Consider the following 14888-nt stretch of genomic DNA (forward strand, 5'->3'; position numbering starts at 1 on the left):
AGTCAAGCCTTCACGAACGACCGCAACGGGCCGACATCGGACGCCTACGCCCCGTTCACCGCCGCGAGCACGCGCGCGTCGTCTTCCCAGCCGCGCAGCCGGGCCGCCGCGCGCTCGCGCTGCGCCGGCGTCGTGTCGTTGTGCACGCGCGCGATCAGCTCGCAGTTGAAGCGCTTCAGGCGCTGCTGGTGCTCGCGGTACTCGGCGCGCGGCGACGTCGTGACGCGCTGCGCGAGCTCGGCCAGCATCGGTTGCACGCGCTGCGGCGTGCGCTCGGCTGGCGGCAGCGCCTGCACCGCGCGCAGCGTCGTCAGCAGGTCGTGCTGGCGCTGCAGCCGTTCGGCGTACCAGCGCTCGGGGTCGGTGGGCGAAGCGGCCATCGCCTGCGCGAGCCGCTCGCGCTGCGCGCGGTCCAGGCTCCCGTAGACGTTCTCGAGCCGCGCGCGCATGCGGTCGACCTGGGCGCGCTGGCGCGCGGCCGCGTCGTCGGGCAGGAACTGCGCGCGGAACTCGGCGTTGCCCTTCGCGAGGCGCTGCTCGAGGTGCGCGAGCTGCGCCGGCGTCAGCGCGATCACGAGCTCGGCGAGCCACGGCAGCGCCTGTTCGATCGCCACCTGCGCGCGCTGCTGCAGCGCGTCGGCCCAGCGGCACACCTGCTCGGGCTGCGCCGGCAGCCGCACCTGCTGCTGCGCCTCGCGCAGCAGCTCGGCGTACTCGGGCAGCTGCGTCGCGCGGTGCCATGCGAACCAGCCGCGCAGCGCGTCGCGCACGAGCGGCGACTGCTCGGCGGTGAAGTCGACGTAGCCGTCGAGCCACCAGTACGCGAGCTCGTGGCCCTGGCTGTAGCCCAGGCGCACCGCGCTGCAACCCGTCACGATCGCCGCGACGGCGAGCAGCCACAGCGCCCGGATAATCCGGGCGCTACCCAAGGATGCTTTGATGGGCCACAACGTCGTGATCCTCGCCGCCGGCCGCGGCACCCGCATGAAGTCGCAGCGGCCGAAAGTGCTGCACCGGCTCGGTGGGCGCGCGCTATTGCAGCACGTTCTCGACGCCGCTGCCGGCGTGGCGGCATCGCGCGTCGTCGTCGTCGTCGGCCACGGCGGCGACGAGGTCGAGGCGGCGTGTGCCGCGCCCGGGCGCGTGTTCGTGCGCCAAGAGCCGCAGCTGGGCACCGGGCACGCGGTGCAGCAGGCGGTGCCGGCACTCGACCCCGGCGCGCCGACGACGCTGATCCTCAACGGCGACGTACCGCTGGTCACCGCCGCCACCGCGCGCGCGCTCGTCGACGCGTGCGGCGGCGAGCGTCTGGCGCTGCTGACGATGACGCCGGCCGACCCGCACGGCTACGGGCGCATCGTGCGCGACGGCGCGCGCGTGCTCGCGATCGTCGAAGAGAAGGACGCCACGCCCGCGCAGCGGGCGATCGGCGAGGTCTACACCGGCATGATGGCTGCACCCACCGCGGCGCTCGGGCGGTGGGTTGCCGCGCTGAAGAACGACAACGCGCAGCGCGAGTACTACCTGACCGACGTCGTCGCGATGGCCGTGGCCGACGGCGTGCCGGTCGTCGGTCTGCCGGTGGCCGACGAGACCGAGGCGCTGGGCGTCAACAGTCCGCAGCAGCTCGCCGACCTCGAGCGGCGGCTGCAGCGCCGCCACGCCGACGCGCTGATGACGGCCGGCGTGCGGCTCGCGGACCCGGCGCGCATCGACGTGCGCGGCACGCTCGAGTGCGGCAGCGACGTCGAGATCGACGTCGGCTGCGTGTTCGAGGGCCGGGTCGTGCTCGGCGACGGCGTCACGGTCGGGCCGCACTGCGTGCTGCGCGACACGACGGTGGCCGCCGGCGCGCGCATCGAGGCGTTCAGCCACCTCGACGGCGCGCAGGTCGGCGCCGACGCGCGCGTGGGTCCGTATGCGCGGCTGCGCCCGGGCGCCGTGCTCGGCGACGAGGTGCACATCGGCAATTTCGTCGAGGTGAAGAACTCGACGCTGGCGCGCGGCGCGAAAGCCAACCACCTCGCCTACCTCGGCGACGCGACGCTCGGCGAACGCGTCAACTACGGCGCCGGCAGCATCACGGCCAACTACGACGGCGCGAACAAGCACCGCACCGTGATCGGCGACGACGTGCTGATCGGCTCGAACTGCGTGCTCGTCGCGCCGGTGACGATCGGCGCCGGCGCGACGATCGGCGGCGGCTCGACGATCACCGACGACGCGCCGGCCGGCGAGCTGACGCTCGCACGCGGCCGGCAGGTGACGATCGCCGGGTGGAAGCGGCCGGTCAAGACGAAGAGCGGCAAGACCTCCGACGGCGGCCGCTAAGTCGCACCCCCGCCGGCGCTCACGCCCCGGCGGCGCCCTGCCCTTCGAGCACCTCGGCGGCCAGGCACAGGTCGTCCCAGGCCTTGCCCTTGTCGGCCGGCTGGCGCAGCAGGTACGCCGGGTGGTAGGTCACGACGAGCGGCACGCCCTGGTAGCGGTGCACGCGCCCGCGCAGGCGGCCGATCGGCTCGTCGGTGCGCAGCAGCGCCTGCACCGCGAAGCGCCCCATCGCGAGCAGGATGCGCGGCTGCACGAGCTGGATCTGGCGCACGAGGAAGGGCTCGCAGCGCACCATCTCCTCGGGCAGCGGGTTGCGGTTGCCCGGCGGGCGGCACTTGAGCGTGTTGGCGATGTAGACCTGCCGCTCGGGCGGCCCCGCCTCGCGCGTCAGGCCCAGCGCGTCGAGCATCGCGTCGAGCAGCCGCCCGGCGGGGCCGACGAAGGGCTCGCCCTTGAGGTCCTCCTGCTCGCCCGGCGCTTCGCCGACGATCATCCAGTGCGCGCGCTCGTGACCGACGCCGAACACGGTCTGCCGGCGCGACTGCGCGAGCGCGCAGGCCTGGCACGCGGCCACCGCCGCGCGCAGCGCGGGCCAGTCCATCGTCGCAACGTCGCCGCGCGGCGTCGCGGGTGACGGCGCAGCGGATGCACCAGGTGGCACCGATGCGGGGGCCGCGCCCTGCGCAGCCGCTGCGGGTGGCTGCAGCGGCGGGCTCGTCACCGTCGCCCCCGGCCACAGCTCGATGCCCATCTCGCGCAGCATCGCGCGCTGGCGTTCAGTCCATGCCATGGCCCCTCCCGTCGGCCCAAGGCGCCAGGTCCAGGCTCATCAGCACGGCGTCTTCGCGCCGGCCGTGCGCGGCCGGGTAATAGCCGCGCCGCCGGCCGACCGGCACGAAGCCGTAGCGCCGGTACAGCGCCTGCGCCGGCGCATTGCTCTCGCGCACCTCGAGCCACAGGCTGCGCGCGCCGCGCGCGACGCTGCGCGCGACGAGTTCGTCGAGCAGCCGCCGCGCGTGACCGCGGCGCTGGTGCGCCGGCGCCACCGCGAGGTTGAGCAGGTGCATCTCGTCGGCGCCGGGCAGCGCGACGAAGTAGCCGATGACTTCGCCGTCGCCGGCGCGCAGCACTTCGGCGAGGTGGCCGGCCACCAGCGAGTCGACGAAGTTGCCGCGCGTCCACGGGAAGCTGTAGGCGCTGACCTCGAGCGCGTACACCGCATCGACGTCGTCGAGCGTCATCGGCGCCAGATGCGCGGCGGCCACGGCACGCTCGCTGGACGACCTGCTGCTCATCAGCCGCCCCGACCTCTCTTCGCGCCCCCTGCGGCCCCGGAAACCGCGAGCCAGCGGGCCACGGCGGCGCCGGCGAGAGCAGCCACCGGCGCACTGAACAGGTACAGCAACCAGCCGTTCGCCGCATGGGACTCGGCCGACGACGCGACCATCGCTCCGACGACGAGCAGGTCCAGATGGAGTCCGACGACACCCCCGACGATGGTGCGGCGGCACGCGGCGACCCAGACCGACACGAGCATCCACACAGCGTACGGCAGAGCGAGGATGGCGAACACCTCGGGCACGCGCCCGAGCCACGCCGCACCCTGCGGCGCCGTCGTGGCGGCGACCGCGGCCGCCACGCTCGCCGGCCACGACGCGTGGACGAGCAACGACAGCGCCACCGACGGCTGCCCATCACGTCCCGGCGACGCCGGGCGGCCAGGTAATCCCGCTAGACCGCGTCTGCGCATCGGGCACCGGTTCAGAACCACCCGTCGTCGGGGTCGGCACGACGCCACGACCACGCGAGCAAGCCGGCCCCGACGCCGTAGGCGATCGTCACCGGCCGGCTGAACTGCCACAGCGCGATGCCAAACAACAGCAGCCCGAGGCCCGCCAGGCGCGCGCCGATCTCGTGGCGCGACAGCCACGCCGACAGCCGCGGCGAGTACGGGTTGACCAGCCCGGCCAGCCCGAGCAGTGCGCTCGCCAGCGCAACGGCGGCGAGCACCCATGGACTGCCCTCGTCGAAGGTCGGCGACATGTAGAGGTACCAGAGGTTGTCGAGCCGCTGCGGCCCCTCACGAAACAGCGGTCCGGCGACGACGAAGGACAGGGTCAGGTACCACAGTCCCGCCATCGATCTCGGCCCCCGCCAGCTGCGCACGACGACACCCCTCTCCTTCCGCGATGAACTCACCGCGCCGCCGCGGCCGCACGCTCGGCCGTCGTCAGCGCGACCTTGTCGCGCAGGTACAGCGGCAGCGCGTCGGCGGGGTCGACACCGCCGCCGTCGCGCCAGGCCGTCTGCGCGAGCCGCATCAGCGCAGCACCGCAGTCGCCCGGTTCGGGCCACTGCACGACGCACGGCGGCAGCATCAGCCGGTCGCCGAACACGTTCAGCGCCGAGCCGGCCACCGCGGCCGGAGGCTCACGCTGCCACGCGTCGACCAGCGGCGGCAGCGCCCACAGCGCCGGCGGCTGGCGCAGCCGCCAGCGCGCGCCGTCGTGCACGTAGCGGCCGGCGTAGATCTCGTCCATGCGCGCGTCCATCGCGACGGCGACGTCGTCGCCGGCGCCCTGCGCGCGCGCCGCGTCGGCGACGACGAGCAGGCTGTCGAGCGGCAGCACCGGCCGCCCGAGCCCGAGTGCGAGCCCCTGCGCGACGGCGCACGCGGCGCGCAGGCCGGTGAAGGCGCCGGGGCCGCGCGCGAATGCGATCGCATCGACCTCGGCCAGCGCGAGTCCCGCCTCGGCGAGCAGCTCGTGCAGCGCCGGCAGCAGCCGCGCCGACGTGCGCGCGGCACCCGCCTCGTCGCGCGTGACGACACGGTCGGCCGTGCCCACCGCGAGCACCATCCGCTCGGTCGAAGTGTCGATCGCGACCAGTCTCGCTGCCATGCACCCGCCCGCCGCGTCAACGCGTCGCCGCCAGCGCGGCCGCCGGTGCCGGCGCCGGCACCGCGCGCAGCCCGAGGAACAGCCCCAGCGTCACGCACGCGAGCCCCGCCAGCGCGTGCGCGCCCAGCGGCTCGCCGAGCAAGGGCACCGCCGCGAGCGCGGCGATGCCGGGCACCAGCGCGGTGACCATCGTCGTGCGCACCGGGCCGAAGGTGCGCACCGCGTGCGTGAACGCGACGCCGGCCACCCACATCGCGAGCCCGCCCTGGTACAGCGCCTGCGCGCCGATCTCGGTCCACGACGCGGCGGCGAGCGCACTCGGCCACCAGCCCATCGCGGCCCCGAGCGCGTACAGCGGCACGTAGCTCGCCAGGCAGCCCACGGCGATCGCCAGCGTCGCCGCCACCGCGCCGACCTGCCAGCGCCGGCACAGCACCGTGTAGGTGCCCCAGCACATCGCGGCGGCGAGGAACATCAGGTCGCCGCGCCACGTCGTGTCGCCGTCGAACGCACGCACGAGGCTGGCACCGCCGACGAGCAGGTCGCCGGCGACGATCAGCACCAGCCCCAGCATGCGGCGCGCCGTCAGCCGCTCGCGCAGCAGCACGAGCGCGGCCAGCGCCGTCCACAGCGGCAGCGAGCCCGGCATCAGCACCGCACCGTGCGCGGCCGGCGCGAAGAAGAAGGCGCTGTAGGCCAGGCTGCAGTAGCCGATGCCGGCGGTGCCGGCCAGCGCCGCGACGCGCCGCCAGCCGAGCCCGGCCAGCGGGCTCGCGCCGCGCGGCGCGAGCACTGCGAGCACGGCGAGGCCGACCAGCCCCGAGAACACGAAGCGCACGAACGCGACGTCGAACGGTGTCAGCGTCAGCCGCGCGCCGTAGCGCGCGACGACGATGAACGACGACCAGATCAGCAGCACCGCGACCGCGCTGGCCGCGCCGATCGCGCGCGCGCGGGAAGACGACGGCACCGACATGGCGGGCAGTGTAGCCGTGCGATCATCGCCGCATGTCGCTGCGCACCGTCACGGCCTGGCTCGCGGCCGCCCTGTGGGCGGGTGCCGGCGCGTCCGTCGCGCAGGCGCTGCCAGCCGAGGTCGCGCGCGAGCTGCAGCGCGCCCGCGTGCCGGCCGAGGCGATGGCCGTCGTCGTGCAGGAGGTCGGCGCCGCAGCGCCGCTGCTGCAGCACCACGCGCGCGACGCCGTCAACCCGGCGTCGCTGACCAAGCTGCTGACGACCTACGCCGCGCTCGACCTGCTCGGCCCGGCGTGGACCTGGCGCACCGGCGTGTGGCTCGACGGCCCGGTCAGGGACGGCGTGCTCGACGGCGCGCTCGTGATCCGCGGCAGTGGCGACCCGACGCTGACGCTCGAGCGCACCTGGCTGCTGCTCGAGCGCGTGCGCCAGCTCGGCGTGCGCGAGATCCGCGGCGACATCGTGCTCGACCGCAGCGCGTTCGCCGAAGCGCAGGGCACGCCGGCCGACTTCGACGGCGAGTGGCTGCGGCCGTACAACGTGCAGCCCGACGCGCTGCTGCTGAACTACAAGGCCGTCACGTACCGCTTCGTGCCCGACGCGGCGCGCGGCGTCGCACGCGTCGGCGCCGAGCCGCTGCTCGACGGCGTCACGGTCGACGCCGAGGTGCCGCTGTCGCGCGAGGCGTGCGGCGACTGGCGCGGCGGGCTGAAAGCCACGCTCGAGGATCCGCAGCGCGTGCGCTTCGAAGGCAGCTACCCGCTCGCGTGCGGCGAGCGCAGCTGGCCGGTCGCGTATCCCGACCCCGCGAGCTACAACGCGCGGCTGCTGCGCGCGCTGTGGCGCGCCGGCGGCGGGCGGCTGGCCGGCACGGTGCGCGACGGCACCGCGCCGGCCGCACCGCCGAGCTTCGAGTTCGAGTCGCCGCCGCTGGCCGCCGTCGTGCGCGACATCAACAAGTTCAGCAACAACGTGATGGCGCAGCAGCTGTTCCTGACGCTGGCCGCGCAGACGCAGACGCCGCGCACGCCGGCCACGCCGCAGGCCGCACGCGATCTGCTCACGCGCTGGGCGCTCGAGCGCTTCGGCGAGCCCGACGGGGCGTTACGGCTCGACAACGGCTCGGGCCTGTCGCGCGAGACGCGGCTGACGGCGCATTCGCTCGCGCGGCTGCTGCAGGCGGCGTGGGCGAGCCCGGTGATGTCGGAGCTGATGTCGTCGCTGCCGGCCAGCGGCGTCGACGGCACGCTGCGGCGCTCGCGCGCGCAGCCCGGGCGCGCGCACCTGAAGACCGGCTCGCTGCGCGACGTCGCCGCGGTGGCTGGCTACGTGCTCGGCACGAGCGGGCGGCGCTACGTGCTGGTGGCCGTCGTGCAGCACGCCAACGCGCAGGCCGCGCGACCGGCGCTCGACGCGCTGGTGCAGTGGACGCTCGACGACGCCGCGCGCCGCCCGTGACGCGGCCCGGGGACGGCCGGCGATGACGGCGGAGTGGGGAACGTGGATCGGCTACGCCGCGGCGACGCTGACGACGGCGTCGTTCGTGCCGCAGGCGTGGCTGACTTTCCGCACGCGCGACGTGGCCGGCATCTCGCTGGGCATGTATGGGTGCTTCACGGCGGGCGTCGCGCTGTGGCTGGTCTATGGCATCGCGCTCGGCGAGTGGCCGATCATCGTTGCCAACGCCGTGACGCTCGCGCTGGCGGCGAGCATCCTCGCGGTCAAGGTCGGCGTCGTGCGCGCGCAGCGGCGCGCGGGTGATCGCCGCCTTCGTTGAGCCCCCTCGCGAAAAGCGCGCGCCGTGACGCAAACCACCACCGGACGTCGGGGTGACTCATCACCTCGGGGACATCCGACAGGTTGCGCAGGTCGGCGCCCGGGCGAAAACTCGGGAGGCCCGGCGGCAACAACCGCTCATTGAAAGTTTCGAGCGCAGGAGGGCGTGCGATGTCGGCCAACCCCTGCCGCCTGGAATGCAGCCCGAACCAACGAAGGACAGCGGCATCCGCCTGATGGCGGATGCACGGCGCCGCCGCCACGCCTAGATTCACCGCGGCGGCACCGGGCAGGTCTTCTGCATCCAGCCCATTGCCGAGCCCGTGATGGGGAGGTGCGCATGAGCATGTCGGCGCTGCTCGAAATCGTCATCGGACTGGTCGTGCTGTTCTGGCTCGCCGCCAGCGTGTGCTCGTTCCTCGTCGAGACGTTCTGGTCGACGATGCTGAACCTGCGCGCGAAGGCGCTGCAGCGCTTCGTCTGCGAGATGGTGATCGGCACCGACAGGCTGCGTTTCGTCGACGGCTGGCTGCTGCGGTCGCGAGCCGGCAGCTTGGAAGGCTCCCCGACCGTCGACCCGCTGGCGCTGCTGTCGCATCCACTGATCGTGTCGCTGCGCAAGCCGGCGCTGAGGCGCAGCGGCCGCTCGACCGCGCCGTCGTACATCCCGGCCGAGACCTTCGCGACCGTGCTGCTGGCGCGGCTCGCGGAACTGCACCCGGCACTGAAAAATTCAGCGCTTTTTCGCCATGCCTTGCAAGGTCTGCGCAGACGGCCACACGCGCTCGACGAGCGACTCCGCAATGCGACCGACCCGCTACAGGCCGTGTGCGAATGGGCCGCTGAAGGCCGCACGTGGCTGCGGCTATGCGGACTGCGCCGGATCTTGCTCGCACAAAGGCCGGGATCACCCACCACGGCACGGCTCGCCGACGCGCTCGGCCGCGTCGTCGACGAGTTGCGGGCGAACCACGCCTGGGGCAATCCGCCACCCGACGCCGCCACGCTGTGGGTGCTCGTGGCCCGCGCACTGAGTCATACCCCAGTGACGCAAATGCCGCAAGCACACATCGACTGGCAGGCGAGCGAAGTGGTCCGCCATGCACCGCTGCCGACGCCGCTGCGCGAGGCCTTGCTGCCGATGGTCGAAGCGACCATCGACCCCAAGGCGCTGCACACCGCCGTCGCCAACTGGTACCGCGACGTCATGGACCGGGCCACCGGCTGGTTCAAGCGCCACACGACGATGGCGCTGGGCGTGTGCGGCTTCTCGCTCGCCGTGGCGTTCAACATCAACCCGATCTGGCTCGCGCGCGACCTCGGCGCCGACCCCGCGCTGCGCAAGGCCGTGGCCACGCTCGGCGACCAGATCGCCGACGGCGGCCCGGAGCGGGTGACGCTGGCCCAGCAAGCGCTGTTCGTGCGTGCCGCCGACAGCCGCGGGTGGCGCGATCGAGCGCAGCGCGTGGCCACCGGCGAGCCCGATGGCAACGGCAACGGGCACTTGAAGGCGCTGGCGCTCGAAATGGCACCGCTGCTCGTCACCGCACCGGGCTATGCGGGTTTGGCACTGTCGGCACTGACGGGTTCACTGTCGCCCCAGGATCGGATGGCGAATGCCTTCCTCGCCAGCCTGTGCCGGGCGTACGTCGGGGCGACGCGGCCGACCGATGCGGCGCTCGTCGCCAGCCAAATCAGGGCCCGCGACGGCGATCCTCGCAACGTCGCCGCTTGCAGCGAATTGATGGAGCCATTCACCAAGAACCCTTCCGATCTCTACGACACGCTCTGGAGCCACCGCATGGTGATCTGGGATCCCGAACTCGGCGGCGCTGCGCGCGCCATCCTGCGCGACAGCGCCAACGCCGGCGCACCGGGTGCGCACCGCACGCAAGCGCAACGCCTCGCCGATCGGCTCGAACCCGCGCTGGAGGGGGCCCGGCGGGCCGACGCCAAACTGCACGACCTGTGGAGCCGCCTGCCCTCGCTCGGCAACCACCGTGCAGTGCTCGGCAATACCAGCGACATCTTTGTCAGCGTGGTCGGCTGGCTGCTGATGGCTGTGGCCGTGTCGCTGGGCGCCTCGTTCTGGTATGAGCTGCTGTCGAAGATCACGAACCGTCGCGGCACCGGGCCGCGGCCCGACGGGCACGCGAGCGATGGTTGAACGCCGGGTCGGCCGGGTTGGCCTGCGGGCGCTGGCGGCGATCGCGGTGTGGATCGGCGCGTCGCAGGCAATGGTCGCCGCGCAATCGTCGTCCGTGCTGGCGGCGGCCGCCCCCCCTGCCCAGTGCCGAGTCTGCGCGGACACCGAAGCCGGCTGCACGCCCTGCTGCCGCCCGCTGGAGCCGCTCGTCGGGCGGCACGTCGACGATGCGGTCGAGCGGCTAAAGCGTGCCGGCTTCGGCGACCCCCTCCAGATCGTGCGTCCATCCGGCCTCGCCCGCGGCTTCGTCGCGGGCACCAACCCGCATGCCGGTGGCGCGGTGTGCCCCGGCCAGCGCGTCACACTCTACGTCTCGAGCGGCACCGCACCACCGCTCGAAGGGCTGCCCCTGCACGTCGCCCGGGCCGTCGCGCGCGACGCCGGCGTCGCGCTCGACGAGCCTGAGCAGCGCTGTGGCACGGACGAGCACGATCTCGCCGTCGAACGGCAGTGGCCCCTGGCTGGCGAACCGCTGATCGACCGCCGACGCGCCGTCGAAGTCGTGCTGCGCCCGCGCTACCCGTTGCCACCGCTCGAAGGGCTCGGGGTCAGCGCCGCACACCGTTCGCTGTGCGGGTTTGGCTGGCGTGGCCACACGGTGCGCATCGGCACGCTCGAAGTCGCGGCGTGCGGCGGCGATGCGACGGGCATTTCCGGCGACGTCACCGCCGCGTTCGCCTCACCGGCGGTCTACATGGCCACGACGACACGCGACGACTGCCGCATCGATCTGGCGGTCCTGCGCAAAGAGACGATCGAAATCCCAGTGCCCGGGATCGTCACCGAGACGTCGATCGCGATCTCGGCCGAAGCCGCGATCGGCGCGACCCTCGCACTGCTGACCCTGCTTTGGGTGTGGCCGCACCTAGACCGCGATGAAACGGCCCGTCGGGGCGGAACACGTCGCTCGCGGTGAACAGCGACGCGTGACTCAGAATGGGTTGTTGCTCAGGCGGCTGAGCGCGACGCTGCCCAGCCGCGCCTGACCGCGCGGCGCGAGGCGCAGCAGGTCGGCCCACAGCCAGCCATCGTTCGTCGCGCCGCTGACGAGCGTCGCGCTGGTGCAGTCGAGCAGCGTGGCCGGCGACGTGTTCGGCCATGTCGCGGCGTTGTTGCACGCGACACCCGTGACGTTGGTCAGACCGTAGCTCGACGGCGTGCTGACCATCGCCTGCACCTGCTCGAACGCGTCGACGAGGCCGATCACGCGACCGTCGTTGACGATGCCCAGCCGCAGCCCGCTGTTGAAGGCCTGCGAGAGCCGCGTCAGCAGTGCCGCACGGCCGGCGAAGGCGGCCTCTTCGGCGCGTGCATACGGCGTCTTGCCGACGTCGATCACGGTCGTGACGAGCACGACGGGGCCGCCCAGGCGCACGACGCCGTTGATCGCAGTGGCCAGCGCCTCGCCGCGGGACTCGAGATCGGCGGCGAGCGCGGCCTCGTTGCTGCCGTTGTACGTTGCGTAGACATCGAGCACGTCGTGCAGGCCAACCGCGACCGTGACGAGGTCGCGCGCAGCCCGCTCGCCCGCATAGGCCGCCAGTGCGGCCGTCACGTCGGCGACGCGCGCGCCGGCGGCGGCGCGCATGAACGCGGCGGGCGTAACCGCATTGGGGTTGCACTCGGCGAACACGAGACCGACCTGCGACGCGACCGACTGCACCCAGATCGGGTTCAGCCGGCAGTCGCGCTCGCTAGCGCTGGTCAAGCCGTTGATCGTGTACTTGCGCCCGTTCGCGCCGTCGGCATTGATCGCGCTCATCTCGTCGCCGAACACGAACAGACGCTGCGCGTCGAACTCCTGCACTTGGCTGCCGCCGCAGCCCGCGACGAGCCACGCGGTGGCGAGGGCGGCGAACCAGTGCCACGCGCGGCGGGCGGTTGGGCGGGCAGGCGCGGGTGCGCTGGACATCATGCGGGCTCCATCGGGGACAGTCGCGGGCGGGTCGGGCGTTCAGGCGGCGGCGCGCTGCAGCCGGTCGCGCACGCCTTCCCATGCAGGAGTCGCGGGCGGCCGCTCGACCCAGATCTGCTCGACGCCGGCGGCGTCGAGTTCGCGCAGCGTCGCGAACAGTTCGCGCGCTGCCGCCTCGGCGTCGTCGGGCATGCGGCGCTGCAGCGCGACGCCACCCGCCGCCACCGGCGCGCGCGAATATACCGCCACGCGCACACCGGCCGGCGGTGCGGCCAGCGCCGCGCGCAGCGACTCGGCGTCGAACAGGCGCACGCGTGCCGCCGGCGCGTAGTGCGACGCCAGCGTGCCGCTGGCGCGCGGGGCGCGCGCGTCGGGCGCGGCCAGCGGCTGGCCGGTGGCGGCCTCGAGCCGCTCGCGCGTCAGCACGCCCGGACGCAGCAGCACCGGCACGCCGCGCGTGACGTCGACGATCGCCGACTCGATGCCCACCGGGCACGCGCCGCCGTCGAGCACGGCGAGCGCTGCGCCGAACTCGGCGACGACGTGCGCGGCCGTCGTCGGGCTCACGCGACCGAAGCGGTTCGCGCTCGGCGCCGCGACGCCGGGCACGCCGAGCCGCGCCGCGGCCGCGAGCAGCGCGTGCGCCACCGGGTGCGACGGGCAGCGCAGCCCGATGCTGTCCTGCCTGCCGGCGGCGGCGCGTGCAACGCCGTCGGCGCGCGGCACGATCAGCGTCAGCGGCCCGGGCCAGAACGCGGCAATCAGCCGCTGCGCGAGCGGCTCGAGCCTGGCCGCGAAGCGCGCGGCCGCCGCCGCGTCGGCGACGTGGACGATCAGCGGGTGGTCCGCCGGCCGGCCCTTGGCGGCGAAGATGCGCGCGACCGCCGTGTCGTCGTCGGCGCGTGCACCGAGCCCGTAGACGGTCTCGGTCGGAAACGCAACCAGTTCGCCGGCAGCGAGGCGACGCGCCGCCTCGGCCACGGCCGCCGGATCGCGCGCGTCGAGCAGCGGCATCGCGGTGGGGCGGGGCCGTCAGAGCGCCTGCAGCGGCGGCAGCCCGAGCCGCGCGGCGGCCTGCTGCGCGACGTCGCGCGCGGCGTCGGCGTCGGCCGCCGTCACCGTCAGGTGCCCCATCTTGCGCCCGCGCCGCGGCGACGCCTTGCCGTACAGGTGCAGGCGCACGCCGGGCAGCGCGAGCACGTCGGCCCACGGCGGCGTGCGTTCCTGGCCCGCGGCATCGAACCACAGGTCGCCGAGCAGGTTGAGCATCACCGCCGGCGAGTGCAGCCGCGGCGCCACCAGCGGCAGCCCGGCCGTCGTGCGCACCTGCAAATCGAACTGCGACTGGTCGCACGCGTCGATCGTGTAGTGGCCCGAGTTGTGCGGCCGCGGCGCCATCTCGTTGGCCACCAGCGCGCCGTCGTCGAGCACGAAGAACTCGACGCACAGCACGCCGACGTAGTCCATCGACGCGGCGATCGCGTGCGCGGCGTCGAGCGCGCGCGCTGCGATGCCGTCGGGCAGTCCGCGTGCCGGCACTTCGGTGACGGCGAGGATGCCGTCGCGGTGCCAGTTGCGCTGCAGCGGGAAGTGCACCGTGTGGCCGTGCGCGTCGCGCGCGACGATCACGCTGACCTCGGCCGCCAGCGGCAGGCGCTTCTCGAGCACGCAGGGCACGCCCTTCAGCGACGCCCACGCGGCGGCGAGTTCCTCGCGCGTGGCCACGCGCACCTGGCCCTTGCCGTCGTAACCCAGCGTCGAGGTCTTCAGGATGCCAGGCAGCAGTGCCGCGTCGACGGCGGCGAGGTCGGCGTCGGTCTCGATCACGGCGTATGGCGCGCACGCGACGCCGGCGCGGCCGAACTGCGCCTTCTCGGCCGCGCGGTGCTGGCACACCGCGACGGCGTCGGCGCCCGGCGACACCGGCCGGTGCGCGCCCAGCGACAGCAGTGCCTGCGCGGGCACGTTCTCGAACTCGGTCGTGATCGCCGCGCAGCGCTGCATCAGCTGCGCGAGGCCGTGCTCGTCGAGGTAGCCGCACTGCACGTGGTAGTGCGCGACGAGCCCCGCCGGGCTCGTCGGGTCGGGGTCGAGCACCGCGGTGAAGTAACCCATCGCCTGCGCCGCCTGCACGAACATGCGCCCGAGCTGGCCGCCGCCCATCACGCCGAGCGTCGCCGGGCGGCCGTCGGGGCCGGTGCTGCCGGGCAGGATGACGCGCTTCACGGCTGCCCCAGCTGCGCCGTCATCGCGCGCGCATCGGCGGTCTGGCGCGCGCGGAAGGCGTCGAGCCGGGCACGCAGCGCCGCATCAGTGGTGGCCAGCAGCGCGACGGCGAACAGCGCCGCGTTGGCCGCGCCGGCCTCGCCGATCGCGAAGGTGGCCACCGGGATGCCCTTGGGCATCTGCACGATCGAGTACAGCGAGTCGACGCCTTGCAGGTGGCGGCTGGCCACCGGCACGCCGAGCACCGGCACCGTCGTCTTCGCCGCGAGCATGCCCGGCAGGTGCGCCGCGCCGCCGGCGCCGGCGATGATCGCGCGCAGCCCGCGGGTGGCCGCGGCCTCGGCGTAGGCGAACATGTCGTCGGGCATGCGGTGCGCCGAGACGACCCGCACCTCGTGCGGCACGCCGAATTCGGCGAGCAGCTTCGCGCCCGCCTCGAGCGTCGCCCAGTCGCTCTTCGAGCCCATCACGACGCCGACCAGCGGCGAGCCTATCGGCACGCTTTCAGGGGCGACGCTCACGGGGATGCTCCACAATGCAGGAAAGCGCGGAATTGTAG

General features: G+C 73.9%; 16 protein-coding genes. 5 read left to right on the forward strand and 11 right to left on the reverse strand.

The genetic code is table 11. From position 1 onward, the window contains the following. Positions 1–44 precede the first annotated feature (44 nt). Positions 45–929, reverse strand: coding sequence for a DUF6279 family lipoprotein (locus MOJ79_RS02240; protein ID WP_241922688.1), 885 nt, complete (start codon positions 927–929; stop codon positions 45–47). Positions 930–939: 10 nt separating this feature from the next. Between MOJ79_RS02240 and glmU the strand changes: the two genes are divergently transcribed. Next, a complete protein-coding gene (gene glmU, locus MOJ79_RS02245; protein ID WP_241922689.1) occupies positions 940–2331 on the forward strand; it encodes a bifunctional UDP-N-acetylglucosamine diphosphorylase/glucosamine-1-phosphate N-acetyltransferase GlmU in 1392 nt (463 codons plus the stop codon). Between the two features lie 19 nt (positions 2332–2350). On the opposite strand, the gene MOJ79_RS02250 is transcribed toward glmU, so the two are convergent. From MOJ79_RS02250 to MOJ79_RS02275, 6 genes are all read right to left on the reverse strand, one after another. After that, positions 2351–3121, reverse strand: coding sequence for a uracil-DNA glycosylase (locus tag MOJ79_RS02250; protein WP_241922690.1), 771 nt, complete (start codon positions 3119–3121; stop codon positions 2351–2353). Then, on the reverse strand, positions 3108–3626 hold the full coding sequence (gene rimI / locus MOJ79_RS02255; protein WP_241922691.1) for a ribosomal protein S18-alanine N-acetyltransferase: 519 nt from the start codon (positions 3624–3626) through the stop codon (positions 3108–3110). Before rimI ends, MOJ79_RS02250 begins: the two co-directional genes overlap by 14 nt. Then, positions 3626–4012 carry a hypothetical protein gene (locus MOJ79_RS02260; protein ID WP_241922692.1) on the reverse strand — a complete coding sequence of 129 codons (387 nt, stop codon included), beginning with the start codon at positions 4010–4012 and terminating at the stop codon, positions 3626–3628. The genes rimI and MOJ79_RS02260 overlap by 1 nt, the downstream gene beginning before the upstream one ends. Positions 4013–4092: 80 nt before the next feature. Continuing rightward, entirely contained in the window at positions 4093–4470 is a 378-nt protein-coding gene (locus MOJ79_RS02265) for a hypothetical protein (RefSeq protein WP_241922693.1), read from the reverse strand. 56 nt (positions 4471–4526) lie between these two features. Continuing rightward, positions 4527–5231 carry a tRNA (adenosine(37)-N6)-threonylcarbamoyltransferase complex dimerization subunit type 1 TsaB gene (gene tsaB, locus MOJ79_RS02270; protein WP_241922694.1) on the reverse strand — a complete coding sequence of 235 codons (705 nt, stop codon included), beginning with the start codon at positions 5229–5231 and terminating at the stop codon, positions 4527–4529. A 16-nt stretch (positions 5232–5247) separates the two neighbouring features. After that, positions 5248–6207 (reverse strand): DMT family transporter, encoded by a 960-nt coding sequence (locus tag MOJ79_RS02275; RefSeq protein ID WP_241922695.1) that lies wholly within the window; start codon positions 6205–6207, stop codon positions 5248–5250. 32 nt (positions 6208–6239) lie between these two features. On the opposite strand from MOJ79_RS02275, the gene dacB reads away from it, so the two are divergent. The 4 genes from dacB to MOJ79_RS02295 all read left to right on the forward strand — a co-directional run bounded on the left by dacB (position 6240) and on the right by MOJ79_RS02295 (position 11104). Further along, a complete protein-coding gene (gene dacB / locus MOJ79_RS02280) occupies positions 6240–7664 on the forward strand; it encodes a D-alanyl-D-alanine carboxypeptidase/D-alanyl-D-alanine endopeptidase (RefSeq protein ID WP_241922696.1) in 1425 nt (474 codons plus the stop codon). Between the two features lie 22 nt (positions 7665–7686). After that, positions 7687–7983 (forward strand): SemiSWEET transporter, encoded by a 297-nt coding sequence (locus MOJ79_RS02285; protein WP_241922697.1) that lies wholly within the window; start codon positions 7687–7689, stop codon positions 7981–7983. 339 nt (positions 7984–8322) lie between these two features. Next, positions 8323–10149 (forward strand): hypothetical protein, encoded by a 1827-nt coding sequence (locus MOJ79_RS02290; RefSeq protein WP_241922698.1) that lies wholly within the window; start codon positions 8323–8325, stop codon positions 10147–10149. Then, positions 10142–11104 carry a PASTA domain-containing protein gene (locus MOJ79_RS02295; RefSeq protein ID WP_241922699.1) on the forward strand — a complete coding sequence of 321 codons (963 nt, stop codon included), beginning with the start codon at positions 10142–10144 and terminating at the stop codon, positions 11102–11104. The genes MOJ79_RS02290 and MOJ79_RS02295 overlap by 8 nt, the downstream gene beginning before the upstream one ends. Before the next feature lie 15 nt (positions 11105–11119). Here MOJ79_RS02295 and MOJ79_RS02300 read toward each other — a convergent pair whose 3' ends face one another. Genes MOJ79_RS02300 through purE form a run of 4 tightly spaced genes read right to left on the reverse strand, consistent with a single transcriptional unit; the run spans position 11120 to position 14796 of the window. Then, positions 11120–12100 carry an SGNH/GDSL hydrolase family protein gene (locus MOJ79_RS02300; RefSeq protein ID WP_241922700.1) on the reverse strand — a complete coding sequence of 327 codons (981 nt, stop codon included), beginning with the start codon at positions 12098–12100 and terminating at the stop codon, positions 11120–11122. Between the two features lie 42 nt (positions 12101–12142). After that, positions 12143–13117: an L-threonylcarbamoyladenylate synthase gene (locus tag MOJ79_RS02305; protein WP_241922701.1), complete on the reverse strand. Its 975-nt coding sequence runs from the start codon at positions 13115–13117 to the stop codon at positions 12143–12145. Positions 13118–13135: 18 nt separating this feature from the next. After that, a complete protein-coding gene (locus MOJ79_RS02310) occupies positions 13136–14329 on the reverse strand; it encodes a 5-(carboxyamino)imidazole ribonucleotide synthase (RefSeq protein WP_241922702.1) in 1194 nt (397 codons plus the stop codon). Beyond that, positions 14326–14796 carry a 5-(carboxyamino)imidazole ribonucleotide mutase gene (purE, locus tag MOJ79_RS02315; RefSeq protein ID WP_241922759.1) on the reverse strand — a complete coding sequence of 157 codons (471 nt, stop codon included), beginning with the start codon at positions 14794–14796 and terminating at the stop codon, positions 14326–14328. Before purE ends, MOJ79_RS02310 begins: the two co-directional genes overlap by 4 nt. Positions 14797–14888: the final 92 nt, after the last annotated feature.

The sequence above is a fragment of the Calidifontimicrobium sp. SYSU G02091 genome, assembly GCF_022631395.1.
In the GTDB taxonomy this organism is placed as follows: Bacteria; Pseudomonadota; Gammaproteobacteria; order Burkholderiales; family Burkholderiaceae_C; genus Calidifontimicrobium; species Calidifontimicrobium sediminis.

Bases quoted from the DNA above. Each gene is read 5' to 3' on its own strand.
- glmU (WP_241922689.1), top strand. From the start codon at position 940: ATGGGCCACAACGTCGTGATCCTCGCCGCCGGCCGCGGCACCCGCATG.
- MOJ79_RS02250 (WP_241922690.1), bottom strand. From the start codon at position 3,121: ATGGCATGGACTGAACGCCAGCGCGCGATGCTGCGCGAGATGGGCATC.
- rimI (WP_241922691.1), bottom strand. From the start codon at position 3,626: ATGAGCAGCAGGTCGTCCAGCGAGCGTGCCGTGGCCGCCGCGCATCTG.
- MOJ79_RS02265 (WP_241922693.1), bottom strand. From the start codon at position 4,470: ATGGCGGGACTGTGGTACCTGACCCTGTCCTTCGTCGTCGCCGGACCG.
- tsaB (WP_241922694.1), bottom strand. From the start codon at position 5,231: ATGGCAGCGAGACTGGTCGCGATCGACACTTCGACCGAGCGGATGGTG.
- MOJ79_RS02275 (WP_241922695.1), bottom strand. From the start codon at position 6,207: ATGTCGGTGCCGTCGTCTTCCCGCGCGCGCGCGATCGGCGCGGCCAGC.
- dacB (WP_241922696.1), top strand. From the start codon at position 6,240: ATGTCGCTGCGCACCGTCACGGCCTGGCTCGCGGCCGCCCTGTGGGCG.
- MOJ79_RS02285 (WP_241922697.1), top strand. From the start codon at position 7,687: ATGACGGCGGAGTGGGGAACGTGGATCGGCTACGCCGCGGCGACGCTG.
- MOJ79_RS02290 (WP_241922698.1), top strand. From the start codon at position 8,323: ATGAGCATGTCGGCGCTGCTCGAAATCGTCATCGGACTGGTCGTGCTG.
- MOJ79_RS02295 (WP_241922699.1), top strand. From the start codon at position 10,142: ATGGTTGAACGCCGGGTCGGCCGGGTTGGCCTGCGGGCGCTGGCGGCG.
- MOJ79_RS02300 (WP_241922700.1), bottom strand. From the start codon at position 12,100: ATGTCCAGCGCACCCGCGCCTGCCCGCCCAACCGCCCGCCGCGCGTGG.
- MOJ79_RS02305 (WP_241922701.1), bottom strand. From the start codon at position 13,117: ATGCCGCTGCTCGACGCGCGCGATCCGGCGGCCGTGGCCGAGGCGGCG.
- purE (WP_241922759.1), bottom strand. From the start codon at position 14,796: ATGGGCTCGAAGAGCGACTGGGCGACGCTCGAGGCGGGCGCGAAGCTG.